The sequence below is a fragment of the Cecembia rubra genome (assembly GCF_003014575.1).
Classification (GTDB): Bacteria; Bacteroidota; Bacteroidia; order Cytophagales; family Cyclobacteriaceae; genus Cecembia_A; species Cecembia_A rubra.
On sequence record NZ_PYGF01000009.1, the window covers coordinates 100821 to 120856 of the forward strand.

Consider the following 20036-nt stretch of genomic DNA (forward strand, 5'->3'; position numbering starts at 1 on the left):
GGCTTGCTTGCTGAAATTGCCCATGATTTTTATGTTGGCAGTAATAGATTTAAAAATGAAAAAATTTTAAAGCATTTGAATGTTACTTCAACTATGAAAAAAAGCATCACAATAAAAGACATTGCCAAAAAACTGAATGTATCTACTGCAACCGTTTCACGTGCTTTAAGGAATTCCAGTGAAATAAGTAAGGAAACAAAATTAGCAGTGATAAAAATTGCTAAGGAGATGCATTATCATCCCAATTTATTGGCGAGGAGCCTGATTAAAAAATCATCAAAAGTTCTTGGAGTTGTGGTACCAACTATAAACCGTCAATTTTGGTCTAATTCTATTTCCGGAATTGAAAGTGTGGCCTATAAAAAAGGGTATAAGGTAATGATTTTTCAATCCGCTGAGTCTTATCAAAAAGAAGTAGAAATAGTTGAAATTCTCGCAAACAGTATGGTTGATGGGATTTTGATTGCTTTTTCTAAGGAAACGCAAAATTACGACCATATTGAAGACCTTAAGGAAAGGGGCATACCTGTATTGCTTTTTGAGAGGGTATGCGATTCAATTCCAATATCCAAAGTCACTACTGATGATTTTTTGGGTGCCAAAAGGATAGTTAACCATTTAATTGAAAGAGGGAAAAAAAGAATAGCATTTATAGGAGGGCCATTATCCTTAACTGTTTGTATGGATAGATTTTTGGGATATAAAAGCTCATTAGTAGAGAATGGTATTCCCTTTGACCAAAATCTGGTAATTGAGCTTTCTGAATTTACAACGGAATTGTCCGTCATTGCCTTTAAAAATCTTTGGAGTTCCGGGGAATCACCGGATGCTGTTTTTTGCTTTGCGGATATCCTTGCCTTAGGTGTTTTAGCTGCTTCAAAAGAATTAGGTATTAAAGTTCCCGAAGATTTGGCAATTGCCGGATTTGGTAACGATGATATCACAAAATATGTCAGTCCTTCTATTACCACAATGTCGCAACCCTCTTTTGAAATAGGTCAATTGGCAGCAAAACTTATTTTAAAAGAAATAAATTTCGAGGAGAAAGATGAGTTTGAATATAAAACAGAAATTGTTAAGCCTGACTTAATAGTTAGAGAAAGTACTTGAATTCAATTATACAACACTAAATACAAATATTGTCCTGGACTGAAAAACCTCCCCTGGAAGTAATAAAATAGAGGGGAAATTGCTATTGTTACAGGAGTCTGGGAAATGTTGTGTTTCCAGGCAGATTGCGGCTCTTTTTCCATAAGCTACGCCTCCTTTGCCTTTGAAGGATTTATTGAGGAAGTTACCGGTGTAAACTTGGAGGCCAGGTTCTGTTGTTGATAGGGTCAATTTCCTTCCAGAATCAGGATCATAAAGCATCGCACGGCTCTCTTCTTGATTGACTACAAAGCAATGGTCAATCCCTCCGGCCAGTTTAAGCTGTTGGTTATCTTGTTGAATATTTTCTTTAATCAAAGTGGGTATTCTGAAGTCAAAAGGAGAACCGGCCACATGTGAAATTTCTCCAGTTGGAAGTATTTTTTCGTTCAATGACAGGTAATGATCTGCATCAACAAAAAATTCATGGTTTTCTATGGTTTGTGTAAAATCCCCACTGAGGTTAAAATAAGCATGATTGGTTGGGTTGATAATGGTCTTTTGGTCAGTTATTGCCCTGTACTTAATTTCCAAGGTGCCGGTCTCATCCAAAGTGTAGGTTACCCATATCTCAATATTTCCCGGATAATTTTCCTCACCATCCCCACTATGATAATAAAAAGTAACTCCAGCAGAATCAGCAGTCTCAAATGGTTCAGCTTGCCATATTTTTTTATCCCAACCCTCCTTTCCTCCATGGAGATGAATATGGCCTTGGTTTAAAGGTAATTGATAATTTTTTCCGTCGATGGTAAACTTATTATCGGTAAACCTGCCGGCCACTCTACCGACCGTTGAACCCAAATAACAATAATTTTCCAAATAATCTTTTTGAAGATAACCTGCAAAATCATCAAAACCCAAAACTACATCTTCCAGTTTTCCATTTCTATCTGGAATGAAAAGGTGGGTCCAAGTAGCCCCATAATTCATGACAGATAATTTAATTTTTTCAGGAATACTCAAAGTAAAAAGTGTTACTTCTTTTCCATCTGGAGAAATTCCAAACCTCTTGGATTCAAGTTTCGGGGTCATGGATGGTGTGGATTTTATTTTGTTTTAATTTTTTTTGAGGAATTCCTTGGGATCAAAGTTGTATGAAGTACAAAAGATTGAGGCTCATCGGACACCAAGTCGTCCAGCTGATCCAACAAATGGTTAGCAGCAATCTGTCCCATTTCATAGCCAGGTTGTGAAACAGTCGTCAGGGAAGGTTCAATGACTGCTGAAGTGGGATTGTTAGTAAATCCTGCGAGGGCAATGTCTTCAGGTATTTTGACTCCTTTTTCCTTCAGGACCATCAAAATATCAATAGCCAAAGGATCGATCATGGCAAAAATTGCATCAGGCCTTTCCTTATCTTCCAGCATATCCAAAGTAACTTTTCTGTTCATTTCTGTCGTAAGATCTGTAATATAGACCTTACTTTCACTTTCAGGAATACCATACTCTTTCAATGCATCAAGATAACCTTCCTTTCTTTTTTTGCTGATGTAAAGGTCTTCAGGTCCAGAAATGTAGGCAATCTTTCGACAACCCTGCTCCAATAGGTGGTGAACAGCCAAATAAGCACCATGGGCATCATCCACTGTTACTTTTGAAACAGGTATCTCTTCTGTCACTCTATCAAACATTATAAAGGGAATCTCTCTGTCATATAATTCTCTAAGGTGGTCGTAATTTTTCGTCTCACGACTTAGGGATATCAGAAGACCGTCCACTTGGGAAGAAACCAAGGTCTTAATGTTGGCTTTTTCCTGATCATAGTTCTCATTGGACTGACAGATCATGATATTATACCCCCTTTTGTAGGCAGTGTCCTGAATGCCGCTGATATTACTTGAAAAAAAATGAGAAGTCAGTTCAGGAACAATAACCCCTAATACTTTACTTTTACTTATTCTAAGACTCTGTGCCAATAAATTATATTGATAATTCATACTTTTGGCCATCTCTACAATCCTTTTTTTGGTGTCTGGATGTAGTTCAGGTGAGTCTTTTAATGCCCTGGAAACAGTCGATACCGAAACCCCAAGCTTTTTGGCGATTTCTTTCATTGTAACCTGATGGCCTTTTTTCATTTTTTCAGTGGTTTATGGAATATACCTATTCCTGATATAGCGTAAACAAAACAGTTTGCCCGACCGCTTTCAAGGTTCTCCTGTCTATCAGATCCATATTATCCGCATGGGTATGGTGATAATGTCCAAATCCATAATTGGGAGAAAATTCCACGATATTAATCATTGGAATTTTAGCATCCCTATTGACAAATACATGGTCATCTATGATTTCAGGTGCATCTCTCGAAATAAAGAAGTCTGAATATCCTAATTCTGAGGCGAAATTCCATACTTTGTTTACAATGTTTTTAGCATAGTTCATAGAATAGCCTTCCCTATAAAATCTTGCCCCTTTAGCTCCTACCAAATCCACTAAAATTCCGTAATAGGCAGAATATCCTGGTTGGTGTGGATTCTTGGACCAATGCTGAGAACCCAAACACCACCAAATCTGGGAATTGTTCCGGGTATTGCTGAATTCAGGTTCTCCATCATCTTCCCCATCAAACAGGATAAAATCTATTCCAATTTCAGGTTTCGATTCCGAAGATGTGATTACCCTGGCAATTTCAAGCAAAACTCCCACACCAGAACCTCCGTCATTTGCACCATCTATGGGCTCATGGATCCTTTCAGTGTCTTTGTCTGCCATTCTGCGCGTATCCCAGTGGGCACCCAAAAGGATCCGTTTTTTGGCTGAAGGATTATAGGTAGCTATGATATTGCTTAAATTCCAGTTTAGATTATCATATGTCCTGGCTTGGAAATCCTGAGTTTTTACCTCCAAACCATAACTTTTAAACTTTTCTATTAACCATTCCCTGGTTTTTCTATGTCCTTCTGTATTGGGAACCCTTGGACCAAAATCCACTTGTTTTTTTATAAAAACATAAGCAGAATCCGCATTGAAATCAGGGGCAGGTTTAAGAATAATGGGCTCTTGTAAATTATCTTTGATCTTGTCCCCGCTACAGGACCAAGTAAGGCATAAGAGCAACGAAAATAAAACAATATTACTCCTCATATGCCCAATCAATTTTGTCTTTCATGTCTTTTACTACATATCCCATGTCTTTGAGGGCAGCTCTTATCTCATCTACTTTTTGATAATTTCTTGCAGTTTTGGCTTCCGTATATAATTGAAGCAAAACCTCCATTAATGCTTCCTGACTTTCAGGCTTTTCATCTTTTAAACCAAGAATTTTTTCTACAAAAACAACATAGGTACCGATCAGATTTTGGAAAACTTCCTCCCCAAATACGGCGGGTTTCAACTGGCCTGTGTACAAAGAATTGATCTTTTTCAGAAGGTTAAACAAATGACCTATTGCCTGCGCAGTGTTAAAGTCATCATCCATGGCTCTGTAGGCACTTAGAATGTTGGATTCAACTTGCTTGATTTGCTCTTGGTCCATTGCGGTGTCTGATTCAGCTTCAAATTTCAGTTTTTTGGCAATCCTCAAACCATTGATTATTTTTTTATAACCTTTTTGGGCTGCTTTAAGAGCCTCATTGGAGAAATCTAATGTAGAACGGTAATGTGCTGTCAACATGAAATACCGGATTGTCATAGGACTGTAGGCCTGTTCAAGTAATTTATGGTTACCTGTGAATAGTTCTTGTAGGGTGATGAAATTCCCTAAAGATTTGCCCATCTTTTGTCCGTTGATGGTGATCATGTTGTTATGCATCCAGTATTTTGCAGGGTCCTGATGGTTGCAGGCATTGCCCTGCGCTATTTCACATTCATGGTGGGGAAACATAAGGTCCATACCTCCTCCATGAATATCAAAATGTTTGCCCAGGTACTTGGAAGACATCGCTGTACATTCCAGGTGCCAACCAGGAAATCCCATTCCCCAGGGGGAATCCCATTTCATCAGGTGCTCAGCTGCCGCCTTTTTCCACAATGCAAAATCCACGGAGTTCCTTTTTTCTCCTTGCCCGTCCAAATCACGTGTACCTGCAATCAACTCCTCTAAAACCCTGCCCGAAAGCTTACCATACCTTTCGCTTTCATTGTACTTCAATACATCGAAATAGACGGACCCATTTACCTCATAAGCCAAACCCTCGTTCAAGATGGCCTGTACCAGTGCAATTTGCTCCGGAATATGTCCGGTAGCCCGTGGCTCAATGCTCGGCTTGATGGTATTCAATCGTTCCATATCCCTATGATATGTGTCTGTATATTGCTGGGCCACTTCCATGGGTTCTAATTGCTCCAATTTCGCTTTTTTCGCAATCTTATCCTCTCCTTCATCCGCATCTCCCGTCAGATGTCCTACATCAGTAATGTTCCGGACGTATCTTACTTTATAACCAAGATGACTTAAATAGCGGAACACTGTGTCAAAGGTCACGGCTGGTCTGGCATGTCCTAAATGAGCATCCCCATACACCGTAGGACCACAGACATACATACCTACAAATGGAGGATTGATAGCTTCAAAATTTTCTTTCTTTCTCGAAAGTGTATTGTAGATTTTCAGTTGGTGTTGTTTCATTATTTTTGAGTACAGCGTACAGGCGAATAACTTATCGTTTTCGGTGCTTGATGTTCCAAGAGCATCTTAACGATCTATTATAAAACTTACTTGCAAAATAGCAGATTGAATCCGGTAAATAAAAAAAATATCAAGCTATTAGGACTTTGAATGCATAATCAACTTTAACAGTCACCATTTTACAGTTGGATCCAATTAAAAAATCAGAAAGAGGCCATTCCAGAAAAAAGCAAAAGCCCCTCATCGGGAATTAGATGTGGGGCTTTTCAATTAATTCGAACTTTTATATTCTTATTAAAATCCTGAAATTTTTTATTAGTGTTTGAAATGCCTGACACCAGTCATTACCATACTCATGCCATGGGCATCGCAGAAGTCAATGGAGTCTTGGTCTTTGATTGATCCACCAGGTTGTACTACTGCAGTGATGCCAGCTTCATGGGCAATTTCCACACAATCTGGGAATGGAAAGAAGGCATCAGATGCCATTACTGCTCCATTCAAGTCAAAGCCAAATGATCTTGCCTTTTCAATAGCTTGTCTGAGTGCATCCACCCTGGAAGTTTGTCCTACTCCTGAAGCAAACAATTGATTGCTGTTGCTCAATACAATCGTATTTGATTTAGTGTGTTTGCAGATTTTTGCCGCAAATACTAGTGCATCTTTTTCAGCTTCGGTAGGTGCCACCTTGGTTACTATTTTGAAATCTTCCTTAGTTTCGGTTTTGAGGTCCTTATCCTGCTCAATGATACCATTGAGTAATGTTTTGATCTGTTTTGTGCTAGGTACTTCGATTTTTTGAAGCAACAAGATCCTGTTTTTCTTGCTTTTTAGTAGTTCCAAAGCATCTTTATCAAAAGATGGGGCAATCAGGACTTCAAAAAACAAACTATTCATTTCTTCCGCAGCGGCCAAATCAACTTTTTGGTTGGTTACCAATACTCCACCAAAAGCAGAAGTGGTGTCTGCTTCGAATGCTTTTTGATAAGCTTCTTTTACAGTTGGAGCAATTGCACAGCCACAGGCATTGGTATGCTTAAGAATAGCAAAGGCAGTTTCACCTTTAAATTCTGAAATCAATGCTACTGCAGCATCGATATCCACCAGGTTATTGTAAGAAAGTTCTTTGCCATTAAGCTGATCAAACATTTTGCTCAGATCCCCATAAAAATGGGAAGATTGATGGGGGTTTTCCCCATAGCGAAGCGTCTTAGCTGTATTTTCAGAAATCTTGAGTACGGGGATGGATTCAGACCTGTTGAAATAATTAAATATATGGGTGTCATAATTGGAAGATACCTGGAAAGCCCGGGTAGCAAAATATCTTCTGTCTTCCATTGTGGTGGCACCATCTTGGTTTCTCAACCGTTCTTCTAATTCTCCATATTGAGCTTTAGATGCGACAATGACCACATCTTTAAAATTTTTGGCAGCTGCCCTAATCAATGAAATGCCCCCAATATCAATTTTTTCTATAATGTCTGACTCGGATGCACCTGAAGCTACTGTTTCTTCAAAAGGATAAAGATCTACTATCACAAGGTCAATGGCAGGTATATCATATTCTACCGCCTGAGATACATCATCTTTGAAATCTCTTCTGTATAGAATTCCTCCAAAGATTTTTGGATGTAGGGTTTTGACCCTTCCACCAAAAATGGAAGGATATCCTGTAAGTTTTTCAACAGGAATTACTTCGGCACCCTGTTCCTCAATGAAATTCTGGGTGCCACCGGTAGAATAAATTTTTACACCGTGCTCCTTTAATAAGGCAATGATAGGTTCAAGATTGTCTTTATAATAGACAGAAATAAGAGCAGAATGGATTTTTTTGGTAGCCATGATTTTTGACGGCCACAAAGGCGCTAAGACACAAAGGAATTGGACGGAACTTTGTGGCTATATTTTGGTGGATAATTTTTCAAGTTGCAAAGGTAGGAAAATCAGGTAATTAAAGCAGACTTTCTATCACATTTGAAAAGTATTTGTATTCCAGTTGATGGACTTTTTGGGCAATATCTTCAGGGCTATCGGAAGGTTCTACCTGTACTGCAGCCTGAAAGATGATTTTGCCCTCATCGTAATGCTCATTAACCAAGTGTATGGTTATACCTGATTCTGTATCTCCAGAGGATTTGACTGCCTCATGCACTTTCATCCCATACATTCCTTTTCCTCCATATTTGGGCAAAAGTGCAGGATGGATATTGAGAATTTTATTTGGGAATGCACGGATAAGGTTATCGGGTATTTTCAGCAAAAAGCCTGCAAGAACCACAAACTCTACCCCTGCTTCCTGAAGTTTTTGGGTTACTTCTCCCGATTCCAATTCACTTTTGTTGAAAGTAAAACTGGGAACTTTAAATTTTTTGGCTCTTTCAAGTACAAAAGCATCTTTTTTATTAGAGCCTATTAGCACTACCTTTCCTTTGGGAGATTGGCCAAAATGTTTCATAATCTCCTCGGCGTTGCTGCCGCTTCCGGAAGCAAGGATGGCAATTTTTTTCAAAATCTGAAGGGTTGGTTTGAATATTCAAAATTAGGAGGTTATTCTAAACTCTCCAAAATTCGCTGATGTTTGGTGTTTAGGTCGGATATTTAATCCGTTACTTTTCGTTTAAATTAATATTAAACGAATAAAATTTACCTGTGTTGCTAAATTAGAAATAAAATTTCACTAATATGGAATTTTTGAAATATTGATAAACTTAGTTGTTTGTTTCCTCGTATAGTCTGCAAACTAATTATACTGTCATGAGGAAATTGCTAGCATTTGTTTTCATACTGATGATGGCCTCTGCATGTGCCGTCATACGCCAGGGTGAAGTAGGAGTCAAAAGTAAATTTGGTAAACTTTCCCCAGATATTGAAGAAGCTGGTTTGGTTGGATTCAATCCTTTTACTACCAGGGTAATTAAAGTTCCGATTCGGACAGTAAACCAAGAAGTAAGATTGAACCTTCCCAGTAAAGAAGGATTGACAATTGACTCGGAAATTTCGATTTTGTATAGTATCGAGAAAAAAAGGGTCCCTTTTATATTGGAGGATGTCGGGGAAAATTACGAAAGGGTGTTGATTCTGAATGTATTTAGGTCGGCAGCAGCAGATATTACAGCCCAATACATGGCTAAGGACATGCATTCCGGTATGCGATCTGAAATTGAAAATCAAATTCAGGAGCGTATGCACGAATCATTGAGGGAGAGGGGTTTTGTAGTAGAGAGAGTTCTTATGAAAAGTATCCGATTACCGGATGAGCTCAGTAGGGCAATTGAAAGGAAATTGAAAGCAGAACAAGAAGCCCAGCAAATGGAATATGTTCTAGAAAGAGAAAGGAAAGAAGCTGAAAGGAGAAGGATAGAAGCGGAAGGAACAAGGGCAGCCCAAATTATTTTGGCAGAAGGATTGGTTCGCGAAATCATTGAACTGAGGAGCATTGAAGCTTTCAGGGAATTGGCAAATTCTCCCAATACCAAAATTATCATTACTGATGGCAAGACTCCTTACCTGATCAACGCTCAGGATAAATAAAAAAAGAGGGGAAAACCCTCTTTTTTTATTTTATGTACACTCAGGTTTGAACTTAGCAGTATTTGAGTATTATCAAACCCCATTTCCAAATTTCAATTCCCGGAAAACTAGTTTTTCTGACACTATTTAAAAATAGGGATTTTACAAATCCTTGAACTGATCCATCAGCTCTTCAGAAATACCTGTGGTAGAATAACCTCCATCATGGAAGAGGTTTTGCATGGTCACATATCTGGTAAAATCGGAGAACATGGTGATAATATAGTCCGCACATGCTTCAGCTGAAGCATTTCCAAGTGGGGACATTTTATCTGCAAAGTTGAAGAAGGAATCAAAACCTCCAATGCCTGTTCCTGCCGTAGTTTTGGTTGGAGATTGTGAAATGGTATTTACTCTTACTTTTTTCATTTTTCCGAACCTGTAACCATATCCTCTTGCAATACTTTCCAACAATGCTTTGGCATCAGCCATATCTGTATAGAAAGGATAAACCCTTTGTGCGGCGATGTATGAAAGCCCCATAATGGATCCCCATTCATTCATGATGTCCATTTTTTCAGCGATATGCATCATTTTGTGAAATGAAATGGCAGATACATCAAAAGATTTGTTCATCCAGTCATAGTTCAAGTCTCCATAGGACCTTCCTTTGCGGATGTTAGGGGACATACCGATAGAATGGAGCAGGAAGTCAAAGTTTCCACCCAAAAATTCCTTCGCCTCTGCATATAGTTTTTCTATATCTTCCAAAGAAGTTGCATCTGCAGGAATAACAATGGTGTTGCATTGTTCCGCCAATTCTTTAATTGCACCCATCCTCATGGCGATAGGGGCATTGGTCAAAACAAATTTAGCTCCTTGTTCATGGGCTTTTAAGGCGGTCTTCCAGGCAATGGAGTTTTCATCCAAGGCGCCTGTAATTATGCCAACTTTTCCTTTCAATAAATTTTCTGCCATAATATCAATATTTAGGTTGGTACTGTATTGAGCCGGTAAAAATAAGGAAAAATTTATGATATGGGATTTGGCTTGCCGGATTTCGGTCAGATTGAAAGGAAAACAGGCCCAAACTTCAACCCTTTAGGAGTCAACATCCCATGCAATTGAAAATAAATCTGATTAATTATGGCCTATTTTGAATTTTCCGTTCTTATAAACCGCCCAAAAGTTCTTTAGCACTTTCATGAGCAGAAATTGAGGGATTTGCTCCTGCGATCATTTTTGCTATTTCTGTTATCCTTTCTTCTTTGCTTAACAGCTTAATTTTGCTCACCGTTTTATGGCTACTATTGTCTTTGAAAACAAAATAGTGTTGGTCCCCTTTTGCAGCAACCTGAGGTAAATGTGAAATGCAAATGACCTGGTGTTTTCTTGCAATTTCCTGCATCATCCTGACCATCTGAATCGCAATCTCACCGGATACACCTGTGTCAATTTCATCAAATATCAAGGTAGGTAATGCCATTTTATCTGCCATAATATATTTAATGGCAAATATCAATCTTGAAAATTCACCTCCTGATGCTACCTGCTTAAGGGGTTGTGGGTCAATACCCTTATTGGCCGAAAAAAGAATGTCAATCTGGTCCAGACCCTCTTTGAAAGGAGGAATGCTCTGGTGTGCCATTTCTATTTTGGCATTTTCCATGCCCAATTGCCTCAGTAAACCCTCTAGTTCTTTGGAAAATTGATCAAATGAAGCCTTCCTTTTTTCACTGAGCAGTTTCCCTTTGGACAACATCTCCTTTTCTGCTTCTGATTTCAACTGTTGAAGTTTTTGGATGTCCTCATCCAGGGTTTCTACTTGGAATACTTTCTCGGAAAGCTCTTGCTCCAGTGAAATTAGCTCCTCTACACTCTCCAGTCCATGTTTTTGTTGGAGATGGTAGATTTTACTCAGTCTTTCTCTAACATTCTCCAGTTTTTCAAAATCAACCTCAATTGCACTATCTTCATCTTCCAGGCTCGCAGCAATGTCTTTTAGCTCTATGAGAACACTCTGGAAACGTTCGCTATAGGGTTCAAATATATGCGCGAACCGTGCTAGTTGTAGGACACCTTGATTGGCCAGGGAAAGCATACGCAATGCGCCAAATTGTTCATCCTGGAGTTGTCCAAGTACTTCCTGGACTTTTGATTTGATGTCATCAGCATTTTCCAGAATTTCCTGCTCGTTTTCGAGGATAGCCTGTTCGCCTGACTGGAGTTTAAGCGCCGAGAGTTCCTCCAGTTGGAACCGATTAAAGTCGGCTTCTTTTTTTAGATCCAAAGCTTCCTTGTTTCTTTTTTCAAGTGCCTTTTTAGCAGATAGATAGGCTTGATAAGCTTCTTGATAGGTTAATTTTTCAATTTGGCATTTTGAAAATGCATCTATAAGCCCAAGTTGATAAAGTCCATCGCCCAACATTAATGTATCATGCTGGGAGTGAATATCCATTAGAAACTTGCCCAATTCTTTTAGTGTTTCTAATCTTACCGGTGTATCATTGATAAATGCTCTTGATTTTCCTGTAGGACTGATTTCCCTTCGGATGATGCACTCCCTGTCAAAATCCAGTTCTTCTTGATCGAAAAAATCTTCCAGACCATAATTTTCAATTCCAAAACATCCTTCTACTACACATTTGTTTTCTGGATCAGAAAGGGATTTGGTATCTGCCCTATTTCCCAAAAGTAAGCCTACGGCACCCAGCATAATAGATTTACCGGCACCAGTTTCACCGGTAATCATATTCAATTTTGCACTGGGAGCCATCTCCAGTTCCTGGATCAGGGCATAATTAGAAATATGAAGTGATTTGAGCATTGGGTTTAAAAATGTACCAAGGGCAAATCTAATAAAAAGTGCTTAACCTTTCAGAATGTCATTGTACCTTCTGGCATTGTTTGGGTCAATTTTCATCAAATATCCCACAGCTTCGGTCCTTATTTCCAAAGGCGCCCTTTTTAAAATCTTGCTAACCTCATCGCCTTTGGCATCAATAAAAGCAATTGTAAAAATTCCATTAGGTTGTTGGGTATTTGCTTCAGCTACCAGCTTTATGGCTTCTACAATATTTTTATAAGCTTCATCCGGATTGGTTGTCAATTGATCCAATCCTTTTCTATGGTATAAGTAAATGGCTTCCCTGATGGGGGCAAAAACTGAAGAAGTGTAGATATCATTGATCAGCCAATACCGGTTTCTCCTATCATTTGGTGTGGGTTGCCAGCCTGGTCGGGGAGACTGTTGGGCATTGTTGACGATATTATTGGCAATTTCAAAGTAAGGGTCTCCTCCCTTCAATGAAAAACTGTCATAGTCAAAACCAAGTGCTATATAAGCATAATAGGCCAAGAGGGAGCTGATGTTGTTCAGAAATGAAAAACGGTTAAACTCCAGTGGTTGGGATTGGAGAAACTCAAATGACCAGTTCCTGTCTATGAAATTTAACACCATGCTTTCGTAGTTGGTGCCATAAATAGGCCTTACCGTCTGGATTTGAACAGTAGCGTTGTAAAAGCCAACTTGAGGCATGTCACTGATGGTGATCAAAATGTTACCTTTGATGCGTTCAAAAGCCTGGAACTGATCTGTAGTCCAGTTTCTACCATTGAGGAACTGCTCGAAATTAACTTTCATGTCCTCAAAAACACCCGTCTCCTGGGTCCTCGCCCTATCACTGTTGATGATAACGGTAAAATTCAACTCCTGAGCACTGAGTTGACCAAATGGAAGTCCTATCAACAAAATATATAACCAGAACCTGACCATATCTCCTTTACTTTGGATGAGGTAACGAAAATGAATATGTTAAATTTTGACAGGGATTTTTTTGATTCCTTCTAGAATTATTTTGGCAATCTGTTCTTTAGGCAATACATCAGATTCAATGGCAGACCCATCTTCGAAGAAAAGACTCACTTTATTGGTGTCAAGCTGGAAACCTGCCCCTTTCTGGCGCATAGAGTTGAGAATGATCATGTCAAATTTTTTCTTCTCAAGTTTTTGCTTGGCGTGAAATACTTCGTTTTCTGTTTCCAAAGCAAATCCTATATGCAATTGATGTGGCCGCTTTATTTTGCCTAAGCTGTAAGCGATATCTACATTTTTGACCAGAGCAATGGTCATGTCTGCACCTTCTTTTTTGATTTTCTCGCTGGCAACATTTTTAGGAGCATAATCTGCCACTGCTGCAGCGAAGACGCAGATGTCCATCTTTTCATGCAACTGGGATGACTCTTCATACATCTCATTTGCACTTTTTACTGGATAGATTTTAATAGAAGGGCTTTTAGGTTTTTTTGCCCCGGCACCAAGTACCAAATGAACTTCTGCACCTGAATTTGCAAAGGCATCAGCGATGGCTGCACCCATTTTTCCGCTGGAGTGATTGCTTATAAAGCGCACAGGGTCAATTGCCTCTTGGGTAGGCCCAGAGGTAATTAAAACCCTTTTGCCTACAAAATCTTGATTGTGATGGAAATGTGCAATGACTTTTTCCAAAATATGCTCGGGTTCCATTAGTCTCCCCTGTCCTGAAAGGCCACTTGCCAATTCGCCGCTTTCAGCGTCAAGAATGATATTGCCATATGAAACCAATTTTTCAAGATTTCCTCTGACAGAGGGATGTTGGTACATGTCCAGGTCCATGGCAGGGGCTACCATCACGGGGCACCTGGCAGATAGATAAGTCGCTGCCAGTAAATTATCGCATAAACCATTAGCTAGTTTTCCGAGTGTATTGGCACTAATGGGAGCAATTAAAAATAAATCAGCCCAAAGGCCTAAATCAACGTGGTTGGTCCAAGAGCCTGTTTTTGGATCAAAAAAGTCATGGTAAACAGGTTTTTTGGATAAAGTTGCCAGAGTTAAAGGAGTAATAAAGTCAAGAGCAGAAGTACTCATGATGATTTGTACTTCTGCTCCTTCTTTTACTAATAATCGGGTGAGATGGGCCGCTTTGTAGGCCGCTATACTACCAGTTACACCTAATAAAATATTTTTTCCTTCTAAAAGCATTATTCTTCAATAGTTTCGTCCGGATGACGGAAATATAATTTCCCCTCCAAGAACTCTTCCATTGCTAATGTACTAGGTTTTGGCATCCTTTCATAAAACTTTGAGATTTCTATTTGCTCTTTGTTTTCAAAAACCTCTTCCAAATTGTCCACAGTGGAGGCAAATTCAGAAAGTTTATTGTTCAACTCTTCCTTCATAGAAGATGAAATCTGCTTTGCCCTTTGGCCAATGATATGTATGGATTCATAAACATTGCCTGTAGGTTCTGAAATTTTGTCCAGATCTCTTGTGATGATGGATGGATTGATGGCCATATGTTGATTGATTTAAGATTTCAGTTTAATTATTTCTCTCGTTGATTTCTGAGGTGGGGGTTGTGTTGTCCTCTTCCTCCAATTTGGCTTTAGCCAAAGCCTCCTCATATTCTTTTTTTATCTTAATATGAGATGCAAGTTCTTTTTCTGCTTTACTTACAAGCGGCTGAATGGCCCCAAAGTACTTGCTTTCAGGATATCTTCTTTTGAATTGATCAGCAAATTTAAAGACATCATTCAACCTATCCTCTTTCTTATCAAAGACACTTCGTTGTCCATAACTGAGGGATACTTCAACCAGCTTGTAAGCCAGTTCCTCGTTGTATTTGCTATCAGGAAAATCCTTTGCAAAATTTTGGAAATTAATGATGCATGCCCTGTAAAAATCGCCTGGATAGAGTCCTTCAGTCAATCTTAAGTAAAGCATGGATTCTTGATAGGCTTTTTCCTCAAACCTTTTTTGCAGATCTTCAATCATGCTCATCGCACGTTCATATGAATCCGATTGAGGGAATCTGTTGATAAATAACTGAATAGCATTTACTGCATCTCTACTACTTTTTTGATCAAGATTGTAATCTGGTGAGTCCAAATACAGAGAATATGCATTCATGAATAAAGCCTCTTCTGCTAAAGGGCTTCTGTTGTAGGTCTGATAAAAAGTATTGAAATAACCTGCTGCTTCAATGTACCTTTTGGTCCTGAAGTGGCTGTATGCATAATTAAAATCTGCCAGTTCAGCTTTCTCACTTCCCCTTATCACAGGAAGTATTTTATCATAAAGGATAATAGCCCTGCTGTATTCCCCTCTATTGTAGTAGTCATTGGCGGCATCGTATAGTTGCTCCCAATTGGTGCTTTTTTCCAATTTGTAGAACTTACCACAGGAGGACATTGCCACCAGGATAAATAGAAGGACTATAGTTAGTTTGTTTACTTTCATGATTTTTGGAGGCGCAAATATAAGGGATAAATCATTGTTATCAAATTAAACCAATGGCGCTTAATAGGTTTACTTCTTGACAACGAGCTTTTTGGTGACTATATTTTTATTATCTACAAATAAGGTGTAAAAATATACCCCTGGATTGAAGTCTGCCACATTGATGACCAGAGTTTTTTGTGACGGATCCAGTTGATATTCTGCGACAGGATTTCCTATGAAACTATTGATAGATATTTTAGCCTTGGCATTGGGATTTTTGAATTGATAATCAATTTGTGCAAATCTATGGCTTGGGTTAGGATATACACTTCCCAGAGATATATCCTTATGGTTTGTTTCGTCTTCTACCGGATTATACACTTCATAAATTGCCTCGATTTGAAATACATCCCGGACGTTGCTGAGGTTGCTGAATTGAAGGTCAAAACTTCCTTTAACTTCACTGATTCCCATATCAAATTCAAGATATAAATCTGTGAAAATTTCATTGGGTTCTAATATGATTTTAACCTTGTTTAATTCTTTTTTAGGATCGTAGCATTTATCTCCAATACAGATTTTGACGTTTTGGGAAGATCCTATATTTCCTCTCAAAAATTTCAGGACATATTCTTTGGATTGATTGGATTCGTTTTGGATAATAAGAGATTGTCTTTGGGAGGTGCCTATTTTACCGCTGAACTCAATATTTTCGGACAATACCCGCACCTGAGCAAAACCCATAATTGGGATTAGCATAATCATGCAGGTGAGTAATGCGAAAATATTTTTCATGTAAAGTTGTAATCAATAAGCCTAAAATTTTATTTTCCTGAGTGTCTAGTTCTAATACGTATAAATTTACCAAATTGGTTCGAACTTGTGATCACTTTTGGGTTAAATTTTGTTAACCTCAGTGAAATTTTTTTCAGCTTAATTCGTTCTCAAAAAATTTTCGTTTCTCTCTGTTTAATTCGGTTTATTTTTCTCCTGTGAATTTAACTTTTCCTGTATAGATTTTTGTATTTCCTCCTCATCTGGAAAGGGTATGGTGATTTCAGGTTGTTCAAAAAGATTCTTTTGTTCTTCTTCCCTTCTCTTTGGGGTTCTCCATGCAAAAATCTGTTCCATACTTGGTTTTTCCTCTTCCCTCCAGACAAAACCTTCGAGTTTTTTATCCTCCTCCTTGATCATATGAGGGGGGTTAAATGCTCCTTCTGGTTTAACCAACCAATTGATTCTTTTTATGTTACCTTCTTCAAAAAACATCATGATGTTGGCGCAGAGCATTTTATTCATGCCTCTAAGAACAGAATCCCCTATTATGTCAAAGTAAATGGATTCCCCATTTCCTTCAACATGAAACCGGCTTATTTGACCTTCTGTAAAATAGCCGGTCATTTTCCGTCCTTTGATCTGATTGAAGTTACCTAAAGTGTCTTTGGTAATATTAAAAGCCCTTCTGTTGAGGTATACCCTCTCGATCTCTTCATTGGCTATCAAGAAACGGACACTGTCTGCTGTGATCTGACTTTTGTCATTCCAAATGACAGGGTCTTTATAAAGGAAAATTGTAGAATCAGAGTATATATATGCCAAGGAATCTGTAATGCCGTAAAGGTCAGATTTGATCATTTTGACTCTGTTGAATGCCAATAAATATCGTTCATTTGCATTTTCACTATCTTGGGAAATCAATGTGTCAGCAATCATGAAAAGGGTGTCTTTTTCAAAGTATTTCTGCACCATTGCATTGCCATAAACTAAGCTATATTTCCGGTCTTCCCAGTATTTTCCCTCTTCACCAAAAATTTCTACTTCCCTTTCTTTATTGAACAAACTGACATTTATTCTTCCCTCATAGTATTTTGTCAATTCATCATAAAAAAGGATTTCTGCATAAACTTTGCTGGTTTCAGTCTCTACATCTCCCTCATAGAAGCGGAATTGTTTTCTTTCTGTATCGTAAAAACTCCCTTTTTGAGCATTTAATTTATCCCCTTCTGCAGATACAATATTAGTCAGACCTACTGTTTCTGCAGTTTTAGGAACAGTCATGTATATCAAAAAATTGGTTTTCATAGTATAGTCAGGATTCACTAAGATGACATCATCAGTGAAAGTAATCCGCTCAATCCTTGTGTCATATGAGGCATTGATACTGGTTAGGACATTGGTAGAATCGACTACCTTGCCATTGTTAAAATAGTTGGCTATGCCAGACTCCCTGTTGTAATCCAAAAAATCTGTGTATAATGTGGTTTCCTCATTTTTGAAAACAACATTATTTCGAAGCTTTGCGATTTTTGTGAACCCATCGTATTCAGCATAATTGCTGGTAGTGACTACCGGGTCTTTGGTATCCACTATCCTTACCCTTCCATAAAGCTTAGCCCTGTTCTCCGCTCTGAAAAAGTGGGCAGAATCACAATAAATGAGCGAGTTTTGGTGCTTCATCCTGACATTATTGATAAGTCTCTCAAATCCACTGGCCCCCTGCAAGAGATCAGCTTGTTGGATTTCAAGCATATTGCTCTGTTGGGCCAATGCTGCAGAAACAAATAATAGGCAAACAGAAAGAAGAAAGAATTTGGACTTTTTTATCATTTGAATTCAACTCAGCGACAAAATTAGCTAAAAATGATATTTTTGGGTTATGGTAAGTCTTTTTATCGAACATATACGGATAAAAAATCTTTTAGATCCACAATCCACCTATTTATTGGGCCTGAGTGGGGGGGTAGACAGTGTAGCTTTGGGATATTTGCTTAAAGAGGCTAACATTAATTTTGAAGTGGCCCATGTAAATTATGGTCTACGTGGTGAAGAAAGTGACGGGGATGAAAATTTTGTAAAAAATTTGGCCGAAAAATGGGGGATTCCCTTTCATTTGAAGAAAGTTGACAGTAAAATTTTTGAATTGAGGGATTCTTCAATACAAATGATCGCCAGAGATATTCGGTATGATTGGTTTGAAGAACTCATAGGTCTAAGAAACCTTCAAGGAGTATTGGTGGCACATCATTTTGAGGATCAGATAGAGACTGTTTTTCTTAATTTGTTGAGGGGTACCGGGATAGAAGGACTGTATGGTATGTCGGATAGAAGGGGAAAGATTATCAGGCCATTGCTTCCTTTTCATAGGGCTGAAATCCTCAAATTCATGACCTCATACGGTTATCAATGGAGAGAGGATAGCTCCAACCTCAAAAGCGAATACAAAAGGAATTTTCTTAGGAATGAAGTACTGCCCTTAATTGAAGCCAAATTTCCTGAAGGGATCAACAGTTTGGACAACAGCTTCAAGAGGATCAAGGATACAGGGAAAGCATTTTTCTATCTTTATGACTTGTGGAAAGACGAATTTGTACTTCATCAGGAAGGATATCAAATGTTGGAATACAGGAGTTTTATCAATTTGCCTGGAAAACATTCACTTTTGTATTATTGGTTAAGGGATTATGGCTTTGGAATATCTGATGTTGAGAATATTCTTGAAACTGCAGAAAACGGTTTGTCAGGAAAAGTCTTTTATACCAGGGAATTTACCCTTAACGTAGACCGTGAACGCTTGATTTTAGGCAAGAAGGATATTGAATGGGAACCGGTAAATATTGAGCGGGCTGATATTAGATTAGATCTAAATATTGGAAGGTATGATCTCCTTCATGTTAAAGGGGATTTCGAAATAGACAAGAATTCAGAAAATGCGATGTTGGACAGTGATAAACTTTCCTTTCCGCTTGTCGTTAGGAGATGGGAGATGGGGGATAAATTGGTCCCTTTAGGGATGAAATCAGAAAAGAAAGTGTCTGATTTATTGATAGATTTGAAAGTTCCTTTAATAGAAAAGAAAAAAGTAGCTGTACTATTGAGCGGAAATGAGGTGGTTTGGGTTTTGGGATATAGGATAAGCGACAAATTCAAATGTGATTCCTCTACCAAAAATATTCTGTACTTTAAAAAGATATCTTCATGATCAATCCGTTTTCAAGAACTTTTAATGTCGGTGAACTGGAAACTTTTCAGTTTTTATCCCAGGTGATGCTTTTTGAAAGGCTTAAAAATATGGAAATGGCTAGATTCCTAACAGCTCTGCACCAAAGAAAATACACAAGGGATGAAGTTGTGTTTTTTAGTGGAGATCCTAGTCAAGCGCTGTACATCGTAAAATCGGGAAGGATCAACCTGACCATTGACATAAAGGATAATTTTGAAATCATTAATGAGGTCAATAAAGGGGAGGCTTTTGGTGAAAATACCCTGCTGGAAAATGTAACCAGAATATATACCGCAATTGTTGCCTCTGAAGAGGCTGAGCTTTTAGTAATTCCCCATTTTGCCATTCAGGAAGTCTTTGACAGCTATCCCAAGATCAAAGCAAAAATGATGACTTCCTTGGCCGAGTTTTATAATCAGAACAATAGGCGGCTGTTCAAATCTTATAAGACCTCTTTTGGGTTTTTTAATCTTCAGGAGATGTTTGACCGAAACAAAGAGGAAACCAGATAGTTTCACTTCAGCTAGCTATATCATTTAGCAATT

At 38.4% G+C, this 20036-nt stretch carries 18 protein-coding genes; 4 read left to right on the forward strand and 14 right to left on the reverse strand.

Annotated elements, in window-relative coordinates:
- Positions 1–93 precede the first annotated feature (93 nt).
- The gene (locus CLV48_RS15295) at positions 94–1110 is read left to right on the forward strand and encodes a LacI family DNA-binding transcriptional regulator (RefSeq protein ID WP_106568247.1); all 1017 of its coding nucleotides are present in this window, start codon (positions 94–96) and stop codon (positions 1108–1110) included.
- Between the two features lie 6 nt (positions 1111–1116).
- On the opposite strand, the gene CLV48_RS15300 is transcribed toward CLV48_RS15295, so the two are convergent.
- The 6 genes from CLV48_RS15300 to purN form a co-directional block, all read right to left on the reverse strand.
- Complete coding sequence (locus tag CLV48_RS15300) at positions 1117–2184, reverse strand: aldose epimerase family protein (protein WP_106568171.1); 1068 nt, start codon at positions 2182–2184, stop codon at positions 1117–1119.
- A gap of 14 nt (positions 2185–2198) precedes the next feature.
- Positions 2199–3230 (reverse strand): LacI family DNA-binding transcriptional regulator, encoded by a 1032-nt coding sequence (locus CLV48_RS15305; RefSeq protein ID WP_106568172.1) that lies wholly within the window; start codon positions 3228–3230, stop codon positions 2199–2201.
- 25 nt (positions 3231–3255) lie between these two features.
- A complete protein-coding gene (locus tag CLV48_RS15310) occupies positions 3256–4236 on the reverse strand; it encodes a M28 family peptidase (protein ID WP_106568173.1) in 981 nt (326 codons plus the stop codon).
- Positions 4226–5719 (reverse strand): cysteine--tRNA ligase, encoded by a 1494-nt coding sequence (gene cysS / locus CLV48_RS15315; RefSeq protein WP_106568174.1) that lies wholly within the window; start codon positions 5717–5719, stop codon positions 4226–4228. Before cysS ends, CLV48_RS15310 begins: the two co-directional genes overlap by 11 nt.
- 315 nt (positions 5720–6034) lie before the next feature.
- Positions 6035–7561: a bifunctional phosphoribosylaminoimidazolecarboxamide formyltransferase/IMP cyclohydrolase gene (gene purH / locus CLV48_RS15320; protein ID WP_106568175.1), complete on the reverse strand. Its 1527-nt coding sequence runs from the start codon at positions 7559–7561 to the stop codon at positions 6035–6037.
- Between the two features lie 109 nt (positions 7562–7670).
- Positions 7671–8228: a phosphoribosylglycinamide formyltransferase gene (gene purN / locus CLV48_RS15325; RefSeq protein WP_106568176.1), complete on the reverse strand. Its 558-nt coding sequence runs from the start codon at positions 8226–8228 to the stop codon at positions 7671–7673.
- Positions 8229–8473: 245 nt separating this feature from the next.
- On the opposite strand from purN, the gene CLV48_RS15330 reads away from it, so the two are divergent.
- A complete protein-coding gene (locus tag CLV48_RS15330; protein WP_106568177.1) occupies positions 8474–9250 on the forward strand; it encodes a prohibitin family protein in 777 nt (258 codons plus the stop codon).
- A 141-nt stretch (positions 9251–9391) separates the two neighbouring features.
- Here the strand turns inward: CLV48_RS15330 and CLV48_RS15335 are convergent, their stop codons facing one another.
- From CLV48_RS15335 to CLV48_RS15370, 8 genes are all read right to left on the reverse strand, one after another.
- Positions 9392–10207, reverse strand: coding sequence for an enoyl-ACP reductase FabI (locus CLV48_RS15335; protein WP_106568178.1), 816 nt, complete (start codon positions 10205–10207; stop codon positions 9392–9394).
- 193 nt (positions 10208–10400) lie between these two features.
- Positions 10401–12056, reverse strand: coding sequence for a DNA repair protein RecN (recN, locus tag CLV48_RS15340; protein WP_106568179.1), 1656 nt, complete (start codon positions 12054–12056; stop codon positions 10401–10403).
- 42 nt (positions 12057–12098) lie between these two features.
- Positions 12099–13004: a type IX secretion system protein PorD gene (gene porD / locus CLV48_RS15345; RefSeq protein ID WP_106568180.1), complete on the reverse strand. Its 906-nt coding sequence runs from the start codon at positions 13002–13004 to the stop codon at positions 12099–12101.
- A gap of 39 nt (positions 13005–13043) precedes the next feature.
- Positions 13044–14252, reverse strand: coding sequence for a bifunctional phosphopantothenoylcysteine decarboxylase/phosphopantothenate--cysteine ligase CoaBC (coaBC, locus tag CLV48_RS15350; protein ID WP_106568181.1), 1209 nt, complete (start codon positions 14250–14252; stop codon positions 13044–13046).
- Positions 14252–14566 carry a DNA-directed RNA polymerase subunit omega gene (locus CLV48_RS15355; RefSeq protein ID WP_106568182.1) on the reverse strand — a complete coding sequence of 105 codons (315 nt, stop codon included), beginning with the start codon at positions 14564–14566 and terminating at the stop codon, positions 14252–14254. The genes coaBC and CLV48_RS15355 overlap by 1 nt, the downstream gene beginning before the upstream one ends.
- 25 nt (positions 14567–14591) lie before the next feature.
- Entirely contained in the window at positions 14592–15509 is a 918-nt protein-coding gene (locus tag CLV48_RS15360) for an outer membrane protein assembly factor BamD (protein WP_106568183.1), read from the reverse strand.
- A 69-nt stretch (positions 15510–15578) separates the two neighbouring features.
- Entirely contained in the window at positions 15579–16286 is a 708-nt protein-coding gene (locus CLV48_RS15365) for a T9SS type A sorting domain-containing protein (RefSeq protein ID WP_106568184.1), read from the reverse strand.
- A 174-nt stretch (positions 16287–16460) separates the two neighbouring features.
- The gene (locus tag CLV48_RS15370; protein ID WP_106568185.1) at positions 16461–18098 is read right to left on the reverse strand and encodes an OstA-like protein; all 1638 of its coding nucleotides are present in this window, start codon (positions 18096–18098) and stop codon (positions 16461–16463) included.
- Positions 18099–18147: 49 nt separating this feature from the next.
- Between CLV48_RS15370 and tilS the strand changes: the two genes are divergently transcribed.
- Both tilS and CLV48_RS15380 read left to right on the forward strand, forming a co-directional pair.
- Positions 18148–19470, forward strand: a complete 1323-nt coding sequence (gene tilS, locus CLV48_RS15375; RefSeq protein ID WP_106568186.1) for a tRNA lysidine(34) synthetase TilS — start codon at positions 18148–18150, stop codon at positions 19468–19470.
- Positions 19467–20003, forward strand: coding sequence for a Crp/Fnr family transcriptional regulator (locus CLV48_RS15380; protein ID WP_106568187.1), 537 nt, complete (start codon positions 19467–19469; stop codon positions 20001–20003). Before tilS ends, CLV48_RS15380 begins: the two co-directional genes overlap by 4 nt.
- Positions 20004–20036 lie beyond the last annotated feature (33 nt).